At 72.2% G+C, this 19676-nt stretch carries 15 protein-coding genes; 7 read left to right on the forward strand and 8 right to left on the reverse strand.

The window, feature by feature from the left end; genetic code table 11:
- The first annotated feature begins 54 nt into the window (after positions 1–54).
- The 3 genes from ABD284_RS24805 (at position 55) to ABD284_RS24815 (ending at position 2972) form a co-directional block, all read left to right on the forward strand.
- Positions 55–639, forward strand: a complete 585-nt coding sequence (locus tag ABD284_RS24805; protein ID WP_344148605.1) for a TetR/AcrR family transcriptional regulator — start codon at positions 55–57, stop codon at positions 637–639.
- 211 nt (positions 640–850) lie between these two features.
- Positions 851–2647 carry a thiamine pyrophosphate-requiring protein gene (locus ABD284_RS24810; RefSeq protein WP_344148553.1) on the forward strand — a complete coding sequence of 599 codons (1797 nt, stop codon included), beginning with the start codon at positions 851–853 and terminating at the stop codon, positions 2645–2647.
- A 70-nt stretch (positions 2648–2717) separates the two neighbouring features.
- Positions 2718–2972 carry a hypothetical protein gene (locus ABD284_RS24815; protein WP_344148556.1) on the forward strand — a complete coding sequence of 85 codons (255 nt, stop codon included), beginning with the start codon at positions 2718–2720 and terminating at the stop codon, positions 2970–2972.
- A gap of 324 nt (positions 2973–3296) precedes the next feature.
- Here the strand turns inward: ABD284_RS24815 and ABD284_RS24825 are convergent, their stop codons facing one another.
- Entirely contained in the window at positions 3297–3749 is a 453-nt protein-coding gene (locus ABD284_RS24825) for a hypothetical protein (RefSeq protein WP_344148559.1), read from the reverse strand.
- A gap of 361 nt (positions 3750–4110) precedes the next feature.
- Here ABD284_RS24825 and ABD284_RS24830 point away from each other — a divergent pair, with 361 nt between their 5' ends.
- From ABD284_RS24830 to ABD284_RS24840, 3 genes are all read left to right on the forward strand, one after another.
- Positions 4111–5406, forward strand: coding sequence for a GAF domain-containing protein (locus tag ABD284_RS24830; protein WP_344148562.1), 1296 nt, complete (start codon positions 4111–4113; stop codon positions 5404–5406).
- Positions 5407–6129: 723 nt separating this feature from the next.
- The gene (locus tag ABD284_RS24835) at positions 6130–7362 is read left to right on the forward strand and encodes an aminotransferase-like domain-containing protein (RefSeq protein WP_344148608.1); all 1233 of its coding nucleotides are present in this window, start codon (positions 6130–6132) and stop codon (positions 7360–7362) included.
- Between the two features lie 55 nt (positions 7363–7417).
- Positions 7418–8377 carry a D-alanine--D-alanine ligase family protein gene (locus ABD284_RS24840; RefSeq protein WP_344148565.1) on the forward strand — a complete coding sequence of 320 codons (960 nt, stop codon included), beginning with the start codon at positions 7418–7420 and terminating at the stop codon, positions 8375–8377.
- Positions 8378–8510: 133 nt separating this feature from the next.
- Here the strand turns inward: ABD284_RS24840 and ABD284_RS24845 are convergent, their stop codons facing one another.
- The 7 genes from ABD284_RS24845 to ABD284_RS24875 all read right to left on the reverse strand — a co-directional run bounded on the left by ABD284_RS24845 (position 8511) and on the right by ABD284_RS24875 (position 18597).
- Positions 8511–9563 (reverse strand): TerC family protein, encoded by a 1053-nt coding sequence (locus ABD284_RS24845; RefSeq protein WP_344148568.1) that lies wholly within the window; start codon positions 9561–9563, stop codon positions 8511–8513.
- 79 nt (positions 9564–9642) lie between these two features.
- Positions 9643–10224: a hypothetical protein gene (locus tag ABD284_RS24850; RefSeq protein WP_344148572.1), complete on the reverse strand. Its 582-nt coding sequence runs from the start codon at positions 10222–10224 to the stop codon at positions 9643–9645.
- Entirely contained in the window at positions 10224–11849 is a 1626-nt protein-coding gene (locus tag ABD284_RS24855; RefSeq protein WP_344148575.1) for an Nramp family divalent metal transporter, read from the reverse strand. Before ABD284_RS24855 ends, ABD284_RS24850 begins: the two co-directional genes overlap by 1 nt.
- Positions 11850–12068: 219 nt before the next feature.
- Positions 12069–14210: an acetate--CoA ligase family protein gene (locus ABD284_RS24860; protein WP_344148578.1), complete on the reverse strand. Its 2142-nt coding sequence runs from the start codon at positions 14208–14210 to the stop codon at positions 12069–12071.
- Positions 14211–14214: 4 nt separating this feature from the next.
- On the reverse strand, positions 14215–15444 hold the full coding sequence (gene frc, locus ABD284_RS24865; protein ID WP_344148581.1) for a formyl-CoA transferase: 1230 nt from the start codon (positions 15442–15444) through the stop codon (positions 14215–14217).
- 16 nt (positions 15445–15460) lie between these two features.
- Positions 15461–17149 carry a thiamine pyrophosphate-binding protein gene (locus tag ABD284_RS24870; protein ID WP_344148584.1) on the reverse strand — a complete coding sequence of 563 codons (1689 nt, stop codon included), beginning with the start codon at positions 17147–17149 and terminating at the stop codon, positions 15461–15463.
- A 74-nt stretch (positions 17150–17223) separates the two neighbouring features.
- Positions 17224–18597: an MFS transporter gene (locus ABD284_RS24875; RefSeq protein ID WP_344148587.1), complete on the reverse strand. Its 1374-nt coding sequence runs from the start codon at positions 18595–18597 to the stop codon at positions 17224–17226.
- Between the two features lie 299 nt (positions 18598–18896).
- On the opposite strand from ABD284_RS24875, the gene ABD284_RS24880 reads away from it, so the two are divergent.
- Positions 18897–19676: ATP-grasp domain-containing protein (locus ABD284_RS24880; protein WP_425573293.1), on the forward strand; the 780-nt coding region annotated here is incomplete at its 3' end.

Genomic DNA, 19676 nt, shown 5'->3' on the forward strand with positions numbered 1-19676 from the left:
GGCGTGGCGGGCAAACAGCAGCAGCGGCTGCCGCGCGAGGTGCGCGAGCGGCAGATGATCGACGCCGCGGTGCGGGTCTTCTCCCAGGTCGGCTACCACACGGCCAGTGTCGAGGAGATCGCCGGTGCGGCGGGCATCTCCAAGCCCATGGTCTACATCTACCTGGGCTCCAAGGAGCGGCTGTTCACGGCCTGCATCCACCGCGAGGCCGACCGGGTGGTCGAGACCGTGCGCGCCGCCGTGCATCCCGACGAGCCCCCGGAGCTGGGGCTGTGGTCGGGGCTGCGGGTCTTCTTCCGCTTCGTCGCGGACAACCGCGACAGCTGGACGGTGCTCTACCAGCACGCCCGCACCCAGGGCGAGCCCTTCGCCAAGGAGGTCCGCGCCGCCCGCAACCGGGTCATCGCGGAGATCACCGCCATGGTGGTCGCCGGCACGCGCATGCCCGGCGGCGAGCGCATCGTCTCCGAGCGCGACGCCGAGATCCTCGCCCGCATCGCCATCGGCGCCGCCGACTCGCTCAGCGACTGGCTGCTGGAGCACCCCGACGAAAGCCCCGACAGCCTCGTCGACCGGGTGACCGACCTGGCCCTGGTCGGCGTGGAGCGCTACAACACCGGCGACCTCCCGCCCTCCTGACCGCGGTCGCGCGGTCGCCCCGTCGGCGAGCGCGCCCGGCCGCGGAGCCGGTGCCCGCTCTCGGCCAACACGCCGGGCCCCTGCGGGCCCCGTCGACCGCCGCGTGCCCGTCGGACCGGGCCCGGTCACGTTTGCCCCGCGGACGCGAGGGCAGCGGCGCGCCCGAGGCAAGAGGCAAGGCACGACGCGCCGCGACCAAGGGGAGACCGACGTGAGTCAGACGGTTGCCAACCACATACTGCAGCGCCTGCGGGCCTGGGGGGTCGAGCACATCTTCGGCTACCCGGGCGACGGGATCAACGGCCTCATCTCCGAGCTGGGCCAGGCCGAGGGCCCGCACTTCGTGCAGAGCCGCCACGAGGAGATGTCGGCCTTCGAAGCCGTCGGCTACGCCAAGTTCAGCGGAAACCTCGGCGTCTGCACGGCCACCAGCGGGCCGGGCGGCATCCACCTGCTCAACGGCCTCTACGACGCCAAGCTGGACCACGTCCCCGTGCTCGCGATCGTGGGCCAGGTCCATCGCACCGGCATGGGCGGCAGCATCCAGCAGGAGCTGGACATGCACACGCTCTACAAGGACGTGGCGGGCGCCTACGTGCAGACCGCGATGGTCCCCGAGCAGTTCCCCAACCTGATCGACCGCGCGATCCGCACGGCTCTCTCCGAGCGGTGCCCTACCGCGATCATCGTTCCGGCCGACCTGCAGGAGACCGACTACAGCCCGCCCCAGCACGAGTTCAAGCACGTGCCCTCCAGCAAGCCGGGGCTGAGCCGGCCGCAGGCGGTTCCGCCCGAGGACGAGGTGCAGCGGGCGGCCGACGTCATCAACGAGGGCGAGAAGACCGCGATCCTCATCGGCCAGGGCGCGCGCGGCGCGGCCGACGAGGTCGTCGAGCTCGCCGAGGCCACCCGCGGCGGCGTGGCCAAGGCGCTGCTGGGCAAGGACGTGCTCGACGACGAGCACACCTTCGTGACCGGCTCGATCGGGCTGCTGGGCACCCGTCCGACGTGGGAGATGCTGCGCGACTGCGACACCTTCGTCATCGTCGGCTCCAACGTGCCCTACGCCCAGCATTATCCGCCGTTCGGCAAGCGGGCGGTCCAGATCGACATCGACCCGCACATGATCGGGATGCGCTACCCGACCGAGGTCAACCTGGTCGGCGACGCCGGCGAGACGCTGCGCCGGCTGCTGTCCAAGGTGCGCACCCGCAAGGGGGACCGGGGGCCCGAGCGCTGGCGCGAAGGCATCGAGAAGAGCGTGCGCGAGTGGTGGGACTCGATGGACCAGCAGGCCCACGTGCCCGCCGACCCGGTGAACCCGATGCTGATCTTCAACGAGCTGTCGCCGCGGCTGCCCGACGACGTGATGGTCAGCTCCGACTCGGGCTCGGCGGCCAACTGGTACGCGCGCCACCTTCGGTTCAAGAAGGGCATGCGCGGGTCGCTGTCGGGGACGCTGGCCACCATGGGCTGCGGGGTGCCCTACGCCATCGGCGCGAAGTTCGCCCACCCCGACCGGCCGGCGATCGCCGTGGTCGGCGACGGCGCCATGCAGATGAACGGGATGGCCGAGCTGATCACCGTACGCCGCTACGCGCAGGAGTGGAGCGATCCGCGGCTGATCGTGTGCGTGCTGCACAACAACGACCTCAACCAGGTCACCTGGGAGCTGCGGGCGATGGGCGGCTCGCCGAAGACGCCCTACAGCCAGGACCTGCCCTCGGTGTCCTTCGCGGCCTTCGCCGAGTCCATCGGCCTGAAGGGCGAGACGGTCGACACCCCCGACGCCGTCGCGGGGGCCTGGGACCGGGCGCTCTCCGCCGAGGTCCCGGTGGTGCTCGACGTGCACTGCGACCCCGACATCCCGCCGATCCCGCCCTACGTGGAGATGGACCAGCTCACCGACACCGCCAAGGCGCTGGCCTCGGGCGATCCCGACAGGTTCGGCCTGATGACCAAGGGCCTGCGCACCAAGCTGCAGGAGTTCACCTCGCCGCGCCGCTGAGCCGCCCGGGTGCGGCGCGGCCGCACCCGGGACGACCGGGGCAGGGGAGATAGAGGCAGGAGGGGCGACGATGCCCGAACACGACCGGCGCGCCGGCGCCGACCAGGACGCGGGGGCCGCACGCGGCCGCGGCGAAGCCGGGAACGGGGGCGGAAACGGCGGCGATGACCGGCCGCTGGCCGACCGCCGCGCCGACCAGGGCGCCCTTCCCTCGCCCGACGAGGAGATCGCCGCCGAGCGCGAGCCCTCGCCCACGGACCCGGCCGCCTACGACCCGGACAGCGAGGACCGCGACGAGCCACCGGAGCGGCCCACGCGCGCCTGAGGCCGCAGCCGCCCACCGGCGAACAGAGGGGGCACTCCCGCGGCGAACACCCGGGTCGGCCCCGCGGAGCCCGGCCGCGTCCCGCGCTTCGCGGGCCCTGCCGCGTTCGCCCGGCTGCTGCGGCTCGACGAGGCCGGCCGCGCCGTCGTGGGCGCCCCCTGCGCGGCCCGGCCGGCTGCCGCCTGGTGGGCGCCGACCGTGGAGGGCGCCCCGGCCGGCGGCCGTGCGGACGATCACCGCGCCCGCGGCGGCGCACGCCGCCTGCGCCCCCGCCGCCCTGCTCGCGCTCGACGGCGCCCGGGTTCTACGCGCGGCCGGCCCGGGTCAGCTGGGCGAGGCCGCGGGGGAGGAGTCCTCCTCCAGCTCGCCGGGTTCGCAGTTGAAGCAGTTCATCCGGAAGACCTCGTCGCCGTCGGCGGTGCCGGTGTAGGTGCCGGGCAGGCCTTCGGCGAGGTCGGGCTGGGAGGCGACCGCGCCCGGGTCGATGCGTCCGCGGAAGCGCAGCTTGCCGTCCTCGGCGCTGCGCCCGGTGCACACCACGGTGAGCGGCTCGTCCTCCCGCGTGCGGCTGCGGCATTCGAGGCCGCCCCGCACCGGGTGGCCCTCGCGCTCGAATGCCTCCTCGGCCTCGGGGCGCAGCAGCACCGCGGACAGCTCGGCGGTGGCCGTGCGCATCGTCTGCGCGTCCTCGGACTCCGGCTGCGTGCAGCCCTGCAGCGCTGCCGCGCCCGCGAGCACCAGCAGCGCTCCCGCGGCCCGGGCGGTCCAACGCTCCATCGTGTGCCTCCCTCTGCGCCCCTCGCGCCGGGGCCGGGGGCGCACCCGGGCGGCGCCCGCGGCGGCCCCCGCCCGGTCTTGTTCCGACTCCGCGCCCCACCCTCGCGCACGGCGCCCGGGCCGGCCCGAACCGCCACGGGGCGCGGGGGCCAAGATGTCGCCAAGATCGGGCAAGCGGCGGCGCCGCCCGCGTGCTTTCGACGAATTGCTGGCGGCGGGCGGCGGGCGAGCGCGCATTCGGAGACGCGGCGGCCGCTCAGTGCCCCGAAGACGTTGTTGGGAACCGTTCCGGTTGCCGCGCCCACCTGTGCCGAGAAGGATGGGGGAGCATCGTGGAGCAGCCGGCTCAGCGGGGGGTGCGATGACGCAGCCGTACTTGGACACCTCGGTTCCCGCGGGCGTCGACCCGGGTGAGTACGCCCGGCTGCTGCGCCGGGTGCACCAGGCGGTGCTGTCCGGCGGCCGGCCTCCCGCGTCGCTGCGCCCCGTGATCGCCGACTCCTGGGAGCGCGTGCGCCGCAGCCGCGTCGACCCCGACGCGGCCAGGCCCGCCCCGGTACTGCCCCGCGAGGAGCTGCAGCGCCACCGCTCCGCCTCGCCGCTGGCCGACCTGCTGCCCATGCTGCGCCAGTCGCTCATGGGCGTCGCCGAGGAGGCCTCCTACATCATGGTGGTCGCCGACGAGAGGTGCCGCGTGCTCTGGCGCGACGGCCCGGTGCGGATGCGGCGCATCGCCGACTCCACCGGCGTGGTCGAGGGCTCGCAGTGGAGCGAGGAGGCGGTCGGCACCAACGCCCTGGGCACCTCGCTGGCCGTCGACCGGCCGCTGCAGGTCTACTCCGCCGAGCACTACACCCGCGGCCTGCACCAGGTCACCTGCTCCAGCGCACCGGTGCACGACCCGCGCAACGGGCGCGCGCTGGGGGCCGTGATCCTGAGCGGGCCCGCGCGTACCGTGCACCCCACCACCCTGGCGCTGGTCAGCGCCGTCGCCCAGCACGCCGAGTCGCAGCTGCGCGGCCGCCACCACGCGCACCTGGAGCGCTTGCGCGCCGTCGCCGCCCCCCTGCTCTCGGGGATACGGGAGAACGTCCTGGTCGTCGACAGCGACGGCTGGACGGCCACCGCCGCCGGCATGGACCCGCCGCGCCGCGTCCTGCTGCCGCGCGGGCTGCAGGACGGCGGCGCGTGGCTGTCGGGCCTTGGCCGGTGCCAGGTCGAACCGCTGCCCGGCGGATGGCTGATCCGGCCGGGCGGCGGCGAGGCACCCGCCCCCACGGAGGTGGTGCTGGACCTCGCCGGCGCCGCGGCGCCGGAGGTGACCGTGCGCGGGCCCAGCGGCGGCTGGACGCACCGGCTGACCCTGCGCCACTGCGAGCTGCTGTTTCTGCTCTCCCGCCACCGCGAGGGCTGCAGCGCCGCCCGGCTGGCCGCCGACCTGTTCGGCGACCCCGAGCGGCTGGTGACCGTGCGGGCCGAGATGTCGCGGCTGCGCCGCCACCTGGGCGGTGTCGTCGAGAGCCGCCCCTACCGGTTCAGCGAGGGCCTGCGGGTGGAGGTGCGCACGCCCGACTACGCGGCCGACCTGCTCCCCGCCTCCAGCGCGCCGGGCATCCGGCGCGCCCGGGAGGAGGTCGCCCGCGCCGCGCACGGCTGATTCGGGGCGGCCGGCCGGGCGCCGCCGGGCTCCCGCCGCAGGTAGGCGCACTCCGCAGTCGAATGTGACTCCCAGTAGTTGCTCTGCAACCTGTTGCAACCTTTGCTCGTGGGCGGGGTGATGCAGTTGAGTTCGTAGTGCGGCGGCCGGAAGGCCGCGAGACTCTGCGAAGACCCGACGGGCCGGGCGCCCCGAAGGCTTCGGCGACCGAGTCCGCCCGTGCCCGTGCCTTGAGGGGGGTACCGGGTTCGATCACGCAGGGCGGACCTTCCAGAGGCGGCGGCCCGCGACGGGTGGGGGAGCCTGTCGGGGCCGCCGCCGCATGCGCGGACCGCCCCCCGCCCCCGAGGAAGCACCGGCTAAGGATCGCGTCTGGACTCGGCAAAACGCGGTCGGAGGACCCGGTCCGAGCGGGAACCCTCTCAGCAGCGGCCCGGGGGCCGCTGCCCGCGGCCGCGGGAGGTGCCCGCGGCCCGCGGCGGCGGGCCTGCATAGACTGGGCCGGGACCGGCCGTCCTCGGACGCCGCGGCGGGTGGCTGCGCCTCCGGCCCGGCCCCGTGCGAACCGGCGGCGCCGTCCGGGCGTCCCACAGGCCACAGGCACCATCGTCCCCGCAGCGGAGGTGGATCGTGCAGGATCCCCGAGAACCCCACCGGCAGCCCTCGGTCCAGGGCTCGCGCATCGACCCCTATGTCGGCAGCTACGCGGCTCGGACCAAGGGCATGGTGGCATCGGAGGTCCGCGCGCTGTTCGCCGTGGCCTCGCGCCCCGAGGTCGTCTCGCTGGCGGGCGGAATGCCCAACGTCAGCGCGCTGCCGCTGGACGACATCGGCCGCATCGTGCACGAGGTCGTCGCCGAGCAGGGCGCCACCGCGCTGCAGTACGGCTCCGCCCAGGGCGACCCGGTGCTGCGCGAGCACATCTGCGAGGTCATGGCCGAGGAGGAGATCGACGCCGCGGCCGACGACGTCATCGTCACCGTCGGCTCCCAGCAGGCGCTGGACCTGGTCACGCGCGTCTTCGTCGACCCCGGCGACGTGGTGCTGTGCGAGGCCCCCACCTACGTCACCGCCATCAACACCTTCGCGGCGTTCCAGGCCGACGTGCGCCACGTCGAAATGGACGGCGACGGCGTCGTCCCCGAGGCGCTGGAGGAGGCGCTGACCCGCATGGCGGCCGAGGGCCGGCGGGTCAAGTTCTTCTACACGATCCCCAACTTCCACAACCCCGCCGGCGTCACCCTCTCGGCCGAGCGCCGCGACCGGGTCCTGGAGATCTGCCGGCGCCACGGCCTGCTGGTCCTGGAGGACAACCCCTACGGCCTGCTGCGCTACGACGGCGAGCCGGTGGCACCGCTGCGGTCGAAGGCGCCCGACAACGTCATCTACCTCGGCTCGTTCTCCAAGACGCTCTCGCCGGGCTTCCGCATCGGCTGGGCGCTGGCGCCCTCGGCCGTGCGCGCCAAGCTCGTGCTGGCCGCGGAGTCGGCGATGCTCAGCCACTCCACGTTCAACCAGATGGTGGTGCGCCGCTACCTCACCACCCACGCCTGGCGCGAGCAGATCAAGAACTTCAACGAGATGTACCGGCAGCGCCGCGACGCCATGCTCGGCGCGCTGGACACCCTGATGCCCGCCGGGACCGAGTGGACCCGCCCCGACGGCGGGTTCTTCGTGTGGCTGACCCTGCCCGAGGGGCTGGACGCCAAGGCGATGATGCCGCGCGCCGTCAACGAGCGCGTCGCCTACGTGCCCGGGACCGGCTTCTACGCCTCCGACGAGGGCCGCCGCAGCATGCGGCTGTCCTTCTGCTACCCCACGTGCGAGCAGATCCGCGAGGGCGTGCGGCGGCTGGTCGGCGTGATCGAGGGCGAGACCGAGCTGCGTGATACGTTCGGCGGCATGTCGCCGCCCGCCGCCGCGGGCGACGGCTCCCCGTTCCCCGACCTCCCCTGACGATGCGGGGACGGATCCGGTGACACCCGCAGCAGCACAGCAGGAAGGCAGGACCGTGGCCGATCTCGACCGGGTGCTCGTACTCGCGGGCGGCATGTCTCCCGAGCACGAGGTCAGCGTGCGCTCGGGCCGGCGCGTCGCCGAGTCCCTGCGCCGCCTGGGCGTGGAGGTGCAGACCGCCGACATCGACGCCGCCCTGCTCGACCGGCTGCGCACCGACCCGCCACAGGCGGTCTTCCCGGTGCTGCACGGCGCCTCGGGCGAGGACGGCGCCACCGCCGAGGTCCTTCAGCTCAGCGGCGTGCCCTACGTGGGCGCGCCGCCCTCGTCGTGCCGGATCGCCTTCGCCAAGCCGACCGCGAAGGCGCTGGTGGCCCAGCACGGCGTCCCGGTTCCGCGCGGGGTGACCCTGCCCAAGTCGGCCTTCCACGACCTGGGCGCGCCGGCGCTGCTGGAGCGCGTGGTGGCCCGCCTGGGCCTGCCCCTGTTCGTCAAGCCGGACCAGGGCGGTTCCGCCTTCGGCGCGACACCCGTCGACTCCGTCGAGTCGCTGTCGGCCGCGATGGTCAGCTGCTTCGCCTACGGCGACCGCGCGGTGATCGAGGAGCGCATCGAGGGTACCGAGATCGCGGTGGGCGTACTCGACCTGGGCGAGGGCCCCTTCGACCTGCCGCCGGTGGAGATCGTGCCCGACGGCGGGGTCTACGACTACGCCGCCCGCTACACCCCCGGCCGCACCGAGTTCTTCAGCCCCGCCCGGCTGCCCGAGGAGACCTCCCGCGCGGCGGCCGAGGCCGCGCTGACCGCCCACCGGGTGCTCGGCCTGCGCGACTACTCCCGCACCGACCTCATCGTCGACGGCGCGGGGCGCGTGCGGTTCCTGGAGGTCAACGTCGCCCCCGGGCTGACCGAGACCTCCACCTTCCCGCTGGCGGTCGAGGCCGCGGAGCTGGACTTCTCCCGTGTCTGCCGCGACCTCGCGTTCAACGCCTTCAACCGCGGCCGCGCCGACTAGCCGCGGCGGCGGGCCGCGCCCGCCGAGTCCGGCCCGGAAAAGGCCCCCGCAGCGGCTCGCGCCGCCCGCGGGGGCCTTTTCCGGTTTCGCACGATGGGTACCGGCCCAGAGCAGGGGGAGTGCCCCTTAGACCTCAGAGCGACACCCGCTCGTCCAGGTCATCGTCGTCGTCGCTGGAACCCGTGGAGGACGTGTGCTGCCCGGCGCCGCCCGCGGTCCCCGCCTTCTCCGCCGCGCCCGCCCCGGCGCGGGCGTCGCGGCGCGACTTCAGCAGGCTGAGCACCGTGGTCAGCGCCAGCGTCACCACGATCACCACCAGCGACAGCACCGTGGGGATCTCGGGGACGTGCAGGTCGGTGGTCTCGTGGATCGCGTGCAGGATCAGCTTGACCCCGATGAAGCCGAGGATCACCGCGAGGCCGTAGCTGAGGTAGACCAGCTTGTCGAGCAGCCCGCCGATGAGGAAGTACAGCTGGCGCAGGCCCATCAGCGCGAAGGCGTTCGCGGTGAAGACCAGATAGGGCTCCTGGGTGATCCCGAAGATGGCGGGGATCGAGTCCAGCGCGAAGAGGATGTCGGTCATGCCGACGGCGATCATCACCATCAGCATGGGGGTGACCAGGCGCTTGCCGTCGACGCGCGTGATCAGCTTGTGGCCGTCGTAGGTGTCGGAGGTGGGCAGCACCCGCCGCACCATGCGCAGCGCGGCGTTCTCCTCGTACTCCTCGTCCTCGCCGCCGCTGGAGACCAGCTTCCAGGCGGTGTAGAGCAGGAACGCGCCGAACAGGAAGAAGACGCCGGCGAAGGCGTTGACGGCGGCGGCGCCGGCGGCGATGAACAGGCCGCGGAAGAGCAGTGCGAGGGCGATGCCCACCAGCAGGACCCGCTGGCGGTGCTCGCGCGGTACGCCGAAGGAACCGAGGATGAGGATGAACACGAACAGGTTGTCCATGCTCATCGAGTACTCGACGATCCAGCCGGTGAAGAAGTCCACCGCCTGCCCCTCGGTGAAGAAGGAGAGACCGATGCCGAAGACGATCGCCAGCGACACGTAGATGGAGACCCAGATGGCCGCTTCGCGCATCGACGGTTCGTGGGGTCTGCGGGTGATGATGACGAAGTCGAGCGCGATCACGCCGAGCAGGACGGCGATCGTCGCTCCCCAAACCCAAGGTGCGATATCCAAGCCAGTACTCCAGAAGATTCGGTGGCGCGGGCGGGCCGGTCCCGGGCGACGGATACGCCCGGGACCGGTCTACTACATCTCAGGAGGAGCCGCGTCGGCGGGACCGCTTCTCGGCCCGCTCCTCCTTCGCGGTACGGCGCCGCTCCTCCAGCTGGGTGGCCTGCGAGACGTAGCGCTCGACGAGGCCCGCGGCGACCGGGTTGTGGTCCTTGATGCGGACCAGCATGTGCGGTGCGATCCGTTCGTGCAGCCACAGGAACCCGATGGCGAATCCCATGCTGAGCATCGCCTGGAAGGCCAGGAACGACAGCAGCGGCTCGCGCAGGGCCTGGTCGTGGCCGAGCACGGCGGCGACCGCGTACTGGTCGACCAGACGCGCGAGCGGGAAGCCGATCAGCCAGTAGAAGGCCGCCGGCCCGAGCGCGCCGACGCCGAACTTTCCCATGGCGAGCAGGACGCAGTATCCCGCGCCCAGCAGGGCCAGCGGCACACCCAGTCCGGCGGCGATGGTCGCGATCTGCAGGGCGGGAAGCCCGGCCATCGACGCCACACCGGCGGCGAAGACGCCGGCGACCAGCCCGACGCCCGCTCCGGGAACGGCCACCTCGGCGTACTGGAGCGCTACCGGCATGTGCCGCACGGCGGTGACGTGGGCGCTCATCAGCTCACCACCACCCCGAAGGCGAACAGCGAGTAGAACAGCATGCCGAGGTAGAACACCGCGGCGAACGCGATGATCAGGTTGGACAGGATTCCGGGACGCACCGGTTTGGGCAGCATCAGGTTGTTGACCAGCAGCAGCGTCACACAGTAGGCGCCCATGGCGAAGGTGGACAGGAACGCCAGGGTGTCCAGGATGCCGGCGGGGCCGTCGGCGGGCCCGAACAGCAGGATGGCGATGCCGAAGCCGATGACGCCCCACAGGAAGAACGCGTAGAGCTTGGACATGCTGAACCGCTTGGCACCGGGGATGAAGTAGTAGGTCATGTCGGCCTGACCGCGGGAGAACGAGTCGAACAGGCCGAGGGTGGCGTTGAGGCCGATCAGTGAGATGAACAGGAAGAAGACGGTGCCGAAGATCGGGCTTCCGGCGGCGGTGAAGGAGGCCGCCATGGCGTCCAGGGCCGCGTCGCGGTCGCCGCCGCGGATGACGTTGGCCACGTTGGGGTCGAAGCGCGCCGAGGCCTGGGCCAGCACGGTGAAGGAGATCGTCACCAGCATCGTGATGCCCCAGAAGAGCACGAACGCGTCGAAGGTGACCCACCGGCGCCAGCCCTTCCACTTGGCCATCTCGTCGGAGTTGCTGGTGTCGAACATGAACCCGCGGGTGGGCATGGTCTCCTGCTCGTCGGCGTGGCGCAGGCCGCGGATGCGGGGGATGTGGGTGCCCATGCCGGCGCCCTTGTCCCGCAGGTGCAGGGTGTACCACATCTGCTGCATGCCCGACGGGCCGGCGAACGCGATCGAGCCGACGATGACCGGGAACCAGGCCGGGCTCATCGCCTCCTCGGGCATGTAGCCGAAGGCGAACATGCCGGTGATGGTGCTGGAGAGGTCGGCGAGGTTGCCCACCAGGGCGGCGACGACCGAGGTGCCCACGACGAGTACGCCGATGAGGATGGAGAGCACGTTCTCCAGCAGGTTGTAGATCACCTTGGCCAAGGTGAACACGACGCCCACCAGCAGCATGCCGGCGACCGCCGTGGCCTGCCAGGGGATCCCGCTCACCCGTTCGAAGGCCGATGCACCCGCTGAGAGGTGGCCCGGCCATATGTAGACGAGCATCGCTGTGACGAAGAAGAACCACATCAGCGGTTTGAACACCCGGGCGGCGCCGAAGAAGATGCTCTCGCCGGTGGCCATCGCATAGCGCGACATCTCCAGCATGACCACGGCCTGCAGGCTGACGCCGATGAGGAACAGCCAGCGGATCTCGGGTCCGAAGATCAGGACCAGCCGCGGCCACATGTAGGACTCGCCCATGCCCACGCCCAGGGCGACGAGGAAGACCGTCGGACCGAGCAGGTGGATGGAGGGCGGAGCTTTGGGCAGGGTGCGGATCGGCATCGGCTCCAGCCGACCCGCTTTCCAGTAGCGCTCTTCCTGCGGGGGCTCGTTGGCCTCGGCGGCGGCCGGGTCGCCGGCGCCGCCGGCGCCGTTGTCGGAGCCGCCTGCTTCGGACGGAGCGGGGCCTCGTTGCGCGGGCACCTGTGATTCGGGCGTGTCGGTGCCGGTGAGGTCATCACGGCCCAGCGGCCGGTCTGAGTTGATGTCTGAGGAGTCCATGCGTGGAGCTCTCCCTCGCTGGATCGCGGATGCGGGCTGGTTGCCCCCTCGGTAGCCCCCTGCTTCTTCGGACCTCCTTGTCGTGGCCGGCGGGGTGATCAGCGGCTCCTGCGGCGGCGGGCCTGGCGGAGGCCGCCGCTGCGGGGTACCCGGTGGCCGCTTCGTGGCGGCTCAGCGGCCACCGGGTGTGATGCGGGTTACAAATCGAAGATCAAGTGATCAGAGTAGCCCGGCCGCGCGCGCCCAGCGATACTTCGCGCCGAGCACTTGAACGGGCTTTTCGGTGGTGTAGGGGTAGGCCACCACACCGTGTGCGAACAGGTGGGCGCTGGCGGCCTCGACCTCGGTGTCGCCCGAGAGCGAGGCCACCACGGGCTTGTCGATCCCCGCGGCGCGGGCCTGGCCCACCACGTCGGCCACCAGTTCGGCGAAGACCATCGGAGGAGTGACGATGGTGTGCCAGTAGCCCAGGATCAGCGCGTGCACCCGCGGGTCCTCCAGGCCCAGGCGGATGGTCTTCTCATAGGTGGACGGCGGCTCCCCGCCGGTGATGTCGACCGGGTTGCCCGCCGCGCCGAACGGCGGGATGAAGGCCCGGAACGACTCGTCGAGGTCGGGCGGGATCTCCATCAGCGACAGGCCGTTGTCGACCACCGCGTCGGAGAGCAGCACCCCTGAACCGCCGGCGCCGGTGATGATGACGACGTTCTCGCCGCCGGGCGTCGGCAGCACCGGCAGCGCGCGGCCGTACTCCAGCAGCTCGTTGAGCCCGGGGGCGCGTACGACGCCGGCCTGGCGCAGGATGTCGTCGTAGACCTTGTCGTCGCCCGCGAGCGCCCCGGTGTGCGAGCCGGCGGCCCGCGCACCCGCCGAGGTCCGGCCCGCCTTGAGCACCACCACCGGCTTCTTGGGGACCACCTCGCGGGCGGCCTGCACGAACGCGCGGCCGTCCTTGAGGTCCTCCAGGTGCATCGCGATGGCGTTGGTGTTGTCGTCCTGGCCGAAGAACGTCAGCAGGTCGTCCTCGTCGATGTCGGCCTTGTTGCCCACGCCCACGATCGCCGAGACGCCGGTGCTGGTGCTGCGGCTGTAGCCCAGGATCGCCATGCCGATCCCGCCGGACTGGGAGGTCAGCGCGGTACCGCCGGCGACGTCGTAGGGCGTGCAGAACGTCGCCGAGAGGTGCTCGGGCGTGTAGTAGTAGCCGTAGATGTTGGGGCCCAGCAGCCGCACCCCGTGCCGGCGGGCGACCGCGAGGACCTCGTCCTGCAGCTCCTGCTCACCGGTCTCGGCGAAGCCGGAGGGGATGAGGATCGCGCCGGCGACCCCCTTGCGGCCGGCCTCCTCCAGCGCCGCGGCGACGAACTTCGCGGGGATCGCGAAGACCGCCACGTCGATGCCGTCGGGGGCGTCGGCCATGGTGGGGTAGGCGGCGCGGCCGTAGACCTCGTCGGCCTTGGGGTTGATGGGATAGACCTGCCCGGCGTATCCGCCGTCGACGACGTTGCGGATGACCGAGTTGCCGATCTTGCCCTGCTCGTTGGACGCGCCGATGATCGCGATGGAGCGCGGCTTGAAGATGCGGTTCATCGAGGCGAGGATCTCCTCGCGGGTGAACCGCGCCGGCGGCTCGGGCGGCTCGAAGTCGAGCACGAAGCGCAGGTCGGCGGCCACGCTGCCCGAGGCCGAGGCGAAGACCGGGTTCAGGTCGGCCTCGGAGATCTCGGGGAAGTCGGTGACCAGGTCCGACAGGCGGGTGATGACGTCGGCCAGGCGGTCGGTGTCCACCGCCTCGCCGCCGCGCACGCCCTTGAGGACCTCGGCGGCCTTGATGTCGCCGATCTGCGCGCGGGCCTCCTCGGCCGAGACGGGGGCCAGGCGGAAGGCGACGTCCTTGAGCACCTCCACCAGGATCCCGCCGAGGCCGAACACCACGACCTTGCCGAACGTGGGATCGGTGGTGGCGCCGATGAGGACCTCTTGGCCCCCGCCCACCATCTGCTGCACCTGCACGCCCTGGATGTCGGCCCCGGGGTTGTAGGCCCGGGCGTTGTCGACGATGCGCTGGTAGGCGGCCTTGACCTCCTCGGCCGAGGAGAGCCCGACCTCGACGCCGCCGGCGTCGGTCTTGTGCAGGATGTCGGGCGAGACGATCTTGGCGACCACGGGCAGGCCGAGCTCCACCGCCAGCGATACGGCCTCGTCGGCGCTGGTGGCCAGCGCTTCGCCGGGGATGGGGATGCCGTAGGCCTCGGCCAGCGCCTTGCCCTCGGGCGCGGTCAGCGCGGCGCGGCTCTCGGAGCGGGCCCGGTCGAGCACGGCGCGGACGGCATCGCGGTCGTAGCCGGTTTCCGTTGCCATCTTCTCAGATCACTCCGTTCGATTTGAGGGCTTCGAGGTCCTCGTGGGTCAGTCCCAGCTCGTCCTGGTAGACCTGGGTGTTGTGCTCGCCGAGCAGGGGGGAGCGGCCGATGTCGGCGGGAGAGGCCGACAGCCGCATGGGCAGGCCCACCGTCTTGTAGGTGCCGCGGTGGGGATGCTCGACCGTGGCGACGATCCCGTTCGCGTTGAGCGTGGGGTCGTCGATGATCTCCCGGGTCGACAGGATCGGCCCGCAGGGGATGTTGTGCTCGTTGAGTGCCGCGAGCACGTCCCACTTGGGCAGGTTGGACGACCACTCCTCGATCAGCCCGAAGCACTTGTCGAGCTTGTCCAGCCGCGCCTCGGGCGTGGCCCACTCGGGGTCGGTGGCCAGCTCGGGCCTGCCGATGATGCGGGTGATGTGCTCCCAGCCGGTCGGCTGGATGATCACGTAGACGTAGTCGTTGGGGCCGCCGGGGGCGGTGCGCACGGCCCAGCCGGGCTGCCCCCCTCCCGAGGCGTTGCCCGAGCGCGGGACCTCGTCGCCGAAGTCGGAGTTGGGGTACTCGTTGAGCGGCCCGTGGGTCAGGCGCTGCTGGTCGCGCAGCTTGACCCGGCACAGGTTGAGCACCGAGTCCTGCATGGCGACCTCGACGCGCTGCCCCTCGCCGGTGCTCGTGCGCTGGTACAGCGCGGCGAGGATACCGGCGACTGTATGCATTCCGGTGCCCGAGTCGCCGATCTGTGCGCCCGTCGCCGTGGGGGGACCGTCCTCGAAGCCCGTCGTGCTCATCGACCCGCCCATGGCCTGGGCGATGACCTCGTAGGCTTTGAAGTCGGCGTAGGCGCCCGGGCCGAACCCCTTGATGGAGGCGTAGATCAGCCGCGGGTTGGCTTCGCGCAGCACCTCCCAGGTGAAGCCCATCCGGTCCAGCGCGCCCGGTGCGAAGTTCTCCACCAGCACGTCGCTGCGCTTGACCAGGTCGAGGAAGAGTCGCTTGCCCTCGTCGCTCTTGGTGTTGAGCGTGATGCTGCGCTTGCTGCCGTTGAGCATCGTGAAGTAGAGGCTGTCGACGTCGGGGAGGTCGCGCAGCTGGCGCCGGGTGACGTCACCCGAGGGGGCCTCCAGCTTGACCACGTCGGCGCCCAGCCAGCCGAGGATCTGGGTGGCCGAGGGGCCCGACTGCACGTGGGTCATGTCCAGGACGCGGACCCCGTCAAGTGCCTTGCTCATGTGGATCCTCCAGCGCCTACTTGTACATGGTCTGGTTCATCGTCCCCGGCGCGTAGACCTCGGGGTCGATCCAGACGTTGATGAGCGAGGGCTTCCCGGACTCGCGGGCGCGCCGCAGCGCCGGCCCGATCTCGCCGGGCTCGCGGACCTCCTCGCCGTAGCCGCCCAGCATCTTGGCGAACTCCGAGTAGCGCACGTCGCCGAGGGTGTTGCCGATCTCGCCGCGGTCGGCGCCGTACTTGGCGATCTGGCCGTAGCGGATCTGGTTCATCGAGGAGTTGTTGCCGATGATCCCGATGAAGGGCATGTCGAAGCGCACGAGCGTCTCGAAGTCCCAGCCCGTGAGGCTGAAGGCGCCGTCGCCGAAGAGCGCGACGACCTCCTTGTCGGGGCGGGCGTACTTGGTGGCCATCACGAAGGGGATGCCGACGCCCAGGGTTCCCAGCGGCCCCGGGTCCAGCCAGTGGCCCGGCGCCTTGGGCTGGACGACCTGGCCGGAGAAGGTGACGACGTCGCCGCCGTCGCCGATGTAGATGGAGTCCTCGGTCAGGAAGTCGTTGATCTCGCTGACCAGGCGGTAGGGGTGGATCGGCGAGGCGTCGGAGGTCAGCAGCGGCGCCCTCTTCTCCAGCGCCTTGTTCTCGGCCTGGCGCAGCTCCTCCATCCAGGTCTTGCGGCCCTGCGCCCCGTTGTCGCCGTAGGCCGAGGTCGCCTGCAGCACCGAGGAGAGGACGACGTCGGCGTCGCCGACGATGCCCAGGTCGATGTCGCGGTTCTTGCCGACCGTGGCGTAGGACAGGTCGATCTGCACCACCGTGGCGTCGGTCGACAGCCGCTTGCCGTAGCCCATGCGGAAGTCGAAGGGGGTGCCGACGATGATGATCAGGTCGGAGTTGGAGAAGGCGTGGCGCCGGGAGAGCTGGAAGTGGTGGGGGTCGGCGGGGGGCAGGGTGCCGCGGCCGCCGCCGTTCATGAACGCGGGGACGTTGAGCGTGCGCACCAGCTCGGCGGCCGACTCGGTGGCCCTGGTGGTCCACACCTGGTTGCCGAGCAGGATGCTGGGGCGCTCGGAGCGCACCAGCAGCTCGGCGAGTCGCTCGATCGCAGCGGGGTCGCCGCCCTGGCGGGTGGAGGCGCGGTAGTGGCCGGCCTGGGGTACGCGGGCCGACTCCACCGGGACCGAGGCGTCCAGGATGTCGCGGGGGATCTCCAGGAAGGACGGGCCGGGCGCGCCGTTCAGCGACTCGCGGAAGGCCATGGAGACCAGGTCGGCGACACGCTCGGTGTGCGGCACGGTCGCGGCGAACTTGGAGATGGGGCCGATCATGTCGACGTGCGGAAGGTCCTGCAGCGAGCCCATCTTGTGCTGGCTGAGGGCGCCCTGGCCGCCGATCACCAGTAGGGGGCTCTCGGCGCGGTAGGCGTTGGCGATGCCGGTGACCGCGTCGGTGGTACCGGGGCCGGCGGTGACCACGGCGCATCCGGGTTTGCCGGTGACCCGCGCGTAGCCGTCGGCGGCGTGGGCGGCCACCTGCTCGTGGCGGACATCGATGACGTCGATGCCCTCGTCGGCGCACCCGTCGTAGATGTCGATGATATGGCCGCCGCAGAGTGTGAAGATCACATCGACCCCCTCGGCCTTGAGGGCCTTGGCGACCAGGTGGCCGCCGGAGATCGTGGTGTCCCCACCCTTGTCGTCAGTCATCTGAGCACACATCTCCTTTATTGGATACTGCATACCGTATGTTTTCCATTGCTACACGACCCCCCGTTCGGTGTCTAGAGCGGAAGCGTGCGAATGGGTACCGGGCGCCGCAGCCGGGCCGCGACCGCGGCCGCGGCCAGGCCTGCCAGGCCGGCGGCCGCCAGGCACAGGGCGGGCCCCGAATGCGGGGCCAGTGCGACGAGCGCCGCGGCGCCGCCCACGCCCAGCAGCCCGCCCAGCGCCTTGGCGCTGTAGACGAGCCCGGGGATGTCGGCGCTGTCGCGGCTGCCGAAGAAGTCGTGGGCCAGGGTGCGCGTCAGGGGATAGCAGCAGCCCCCGCCGACGCCCGCGGGGACGGCCATCAGCACCAGTACCGCGGGCGAGCCCGCCAGCGCGGCGGCGACCAGCCCGAACTGGGCCGCTCCGCCCGCGGCCAGCGCCGCTACGAGGACGCGCCGCCGGCCCAGGCGCTCGCCGCAGCGCCCGGCCGCGGCGCGGCCCAGCCCGCTGGAGGCCACCAGCACCGCCAGGGCCGCGGCGACGGCGGCCGGCGGCAGCCCGCGCTCGACCAGCAGCATCGGCAGCACCGCCACGTCCAGGAGGGCGGCGGCGCCGGCCAGCGCCACCACCGCGTGCAGGCCGGGCAGGGCACCGCTGCGCCAGGCCTGGGCGGGGGAGTGGTCGTAGCAGGCGACGGGCTCGTCGCGGCGGCGCAGCGCCCAGTCGCGCGGATCGGTCTCGGGCGGCCACCAGTGCGGCGGCGGCGTGCGCAGTCCGGCGCCCGCCGCGGCCACGACGACGGCCGTGGCGGCCCCCAGCCACGGCGCGGCGGCCAGGTGGGCGGGATCGGCCAGGGCCAGGCCCGCGGCCAGCGGGACGGCGCCCAGGGCGAAGCCGGCACCGGCCCATGCGGCCGGTGCCGCCGGGCGCTCGGGGTACCAGGCCGCGACCGTGTGCACGCTGGAGTGGTAGACGAGCCCGGCGCCCAGTCCGCCGGCCAGCCCGTAGCCCGCCAGCGTCCAGCCCAGGCCGCCGTCGAGGCCGAGCGTCGCCAGGGCGGCGGCGCACAGCAGGGCGCCGATCACGATGGCGCGCGCGGGCGGCAGCAGGCCGCGCTCGCGCAGGCGTGCGATCGGCCACGCGCTGCCGCCCTGGACCAGGGCCCACACGGCGAACGGCAGCAGCGCGGCCGCCGGGCTCCAGCCGTGCGCGGCCACCAGCAGGGGCAGGGCGGCGCCGTAGCCGAACTGCAGGGTGCCGATGGCGGCCACCGCCGCGACCGCTCGCGCCGCCTGTACCGCGCGCCCGGTGCCGGCCAGCTCGCGGGCCGGCCGGCCGACGACGTAGCGGCGCCCGCTCCAGTCGTGCATCTCGCCGGCGCGGGGAGCGGGGACATAGGGCGACGCCAGGTGGCCCGGCGGGGCTGGGGCGGGGGGCGGGTGTTTCATGGCGCACCTCACATCGACCGTGGATCGTATACAGTATGCGTCGCTGATGCGATTCTGAGAAGAGGGCGCGAAGATCTTTCGCGGATTCACAGCGGAGTCGGGTCGGCTCCTGTTGCGGGTCGGCCGCCGGGTGATCGGCGAAACGGAGCGCGCCGTCTCTTATGGCGGTATTGCATACTGCATACGATCTCGCGTAAGACAGGTAGGGAGGGTCCCAGAAGACACAGCTATGCCGAGGAGGCTCGGTGGACCTCTACGAGTACGAAGCCAAACAGCTGTTCGGCGACCACGACGTGCCCCTGGCCGAGCGCCAGCTGGCCACCTCGCCCGAGCAGGCCGAGCTCAGCGCCGCCCGACTGGGCGGCAGAGTCGTCGTCAAGGCCCAGGTCAAGACGGGCGGCCGCGGCAAGGCCGGCGGCGTGAAGGTGGCCGACGACCCCGCGGACGCCCGGGCCAAGGCCGAACAGATCCTCGGGATGGACATCAAGGGGCACACCGTGCACCGGGTCCTGATCGAGGAGGCCAGCGACATCGCCGAGGAGTACTACGTCTCCTTCCTGCTGGACCGGGCCAACCGCAGCTTCCTGTCGATCTGCTCCGCCGAGGGCGGCGTCGAGATCGAGGAGGTCGCCGAGAAGCGCCCCGAGGCCGTCGTGCGCACCCCCGTCGACGCCCTGACCGGTCTGGACCGCGAGACCGCCCTGGCCATCTGCGAGAAGGCCGGCCTGCCCCAGGAGGTCCACCCGCCCACCGCGGTCGTGCTCCAGCGGCTGTGGGAGGTGGCCCGCGAGGAGGACGCCACGCTCGTCGAGGTCAACCCGCTGGTGCGCACCGCCGACAACCGCATCCTCGCGCTGGACGGCAAGGTCACCCTCGACGACAACGCCCTGGACCGCCACCCCGAGCGCTTCCCCTTCCACGACGACGGCGCGGCCGACTCGCTGGAGGCCCGGGCCAAGGAGAAGGGGTTGAACTACGTCAAGCTGGACGGGCAGGTCGGCATCATCGGCAACGGTGCCGGGCTGGTCATGTCCACGCTGGACGTGGTCTCCTACGCCGGTGAGGCCCACGGCGGGGTG

The organism is Streptomonospora arabica (genome assembly GCF_039531585.1).
GTDB classification, from domain to species: Bacteria; Actinomycetota; Actinomycetes; order Streptosporangiales; family Streptosporangiaceae; genus Streptomonospora; species Streptomonospora halophila.

Bases quoted from the DNA above. Each gene is read 5' to 3' on its own strand.
- ABD284_RS24860 (WP_344148578.1), bottom strand. From the start codon at position 14,210: ATGGCAACGGAAACCGGCTACGACCGCGATGCCGTCCGCGCCGTGCTC.
- ABD284_RS24850 (WP_344148572.1), bottom strand. From the start codon at position 10,224: ATGAGCGCCCACGTCACCGCCGTGCGGCACATGCCGGTAGCGCTCCAG.
- ABD284_RS24825 (WP_344148559.1), bottom strand. From the start codon at position 3,749: ATGGAGCGTTGGACCGCCCGGGCCGCGGGAGCGCTGCTGGTGCTCGCG.
- ABD284_RS24805 (WP_344148605.1), top strand. From the start codon at position 55: ATGATCGACGCCGCGGTGCGGGTCTTCTCCCAGGTCGGCTACCACACG.
- ABD284_RS24815 (WP_344148556.1), top strand. From the start codon at position 2,718: ATGCCCGAACACGACCGGCGCGCCGGCGCCGACCAGGACGCGGGGGCC.
- ABD284_RS24855 (WP_344148575.1), bottom strand. From the start codon at position 11,849: ATGGACTCCTCAGACATCAACTCAGACCGGCCGCTGGGCCGTGATGAC.
- ABD284_RS24835 (WP_344148608.1), top strand. From the start codon at position 6,130: ATGGTGGCATCGGAGGTCCGCGCGCTGTTCGCCGTGGCCTCGCGCCCC.
- frc (WP_344148581.1), bottom strand. From the start codon at position 15,444: ATGAGCAAGGCACTTGACGGGGTCCGCGTCCTGGACATGACCCACGTG.
- ABD284_RS24870 (WP_344148584.1), bottom strand. From the start codon at position 17,149: ATGACTGACGACAAGGGTGGGGACACCACGATCTCCGGCGGCCACCTG.
- ABD284_RS24830 (WP_344148562.1), top strand. From the start codon at position 4,111: ATGACGCAGCCGTACTTGGACACCTCGGTTCCCGCGGGCGTCGACCCG.
- ABD284_RS24875 (WP_344148587.1), bottom strand. From the start codon at position 18,597: ATGAAACACCCGCCCCCCGCCCCAGCCCCGCCGGGCCACCTGGCGTCG.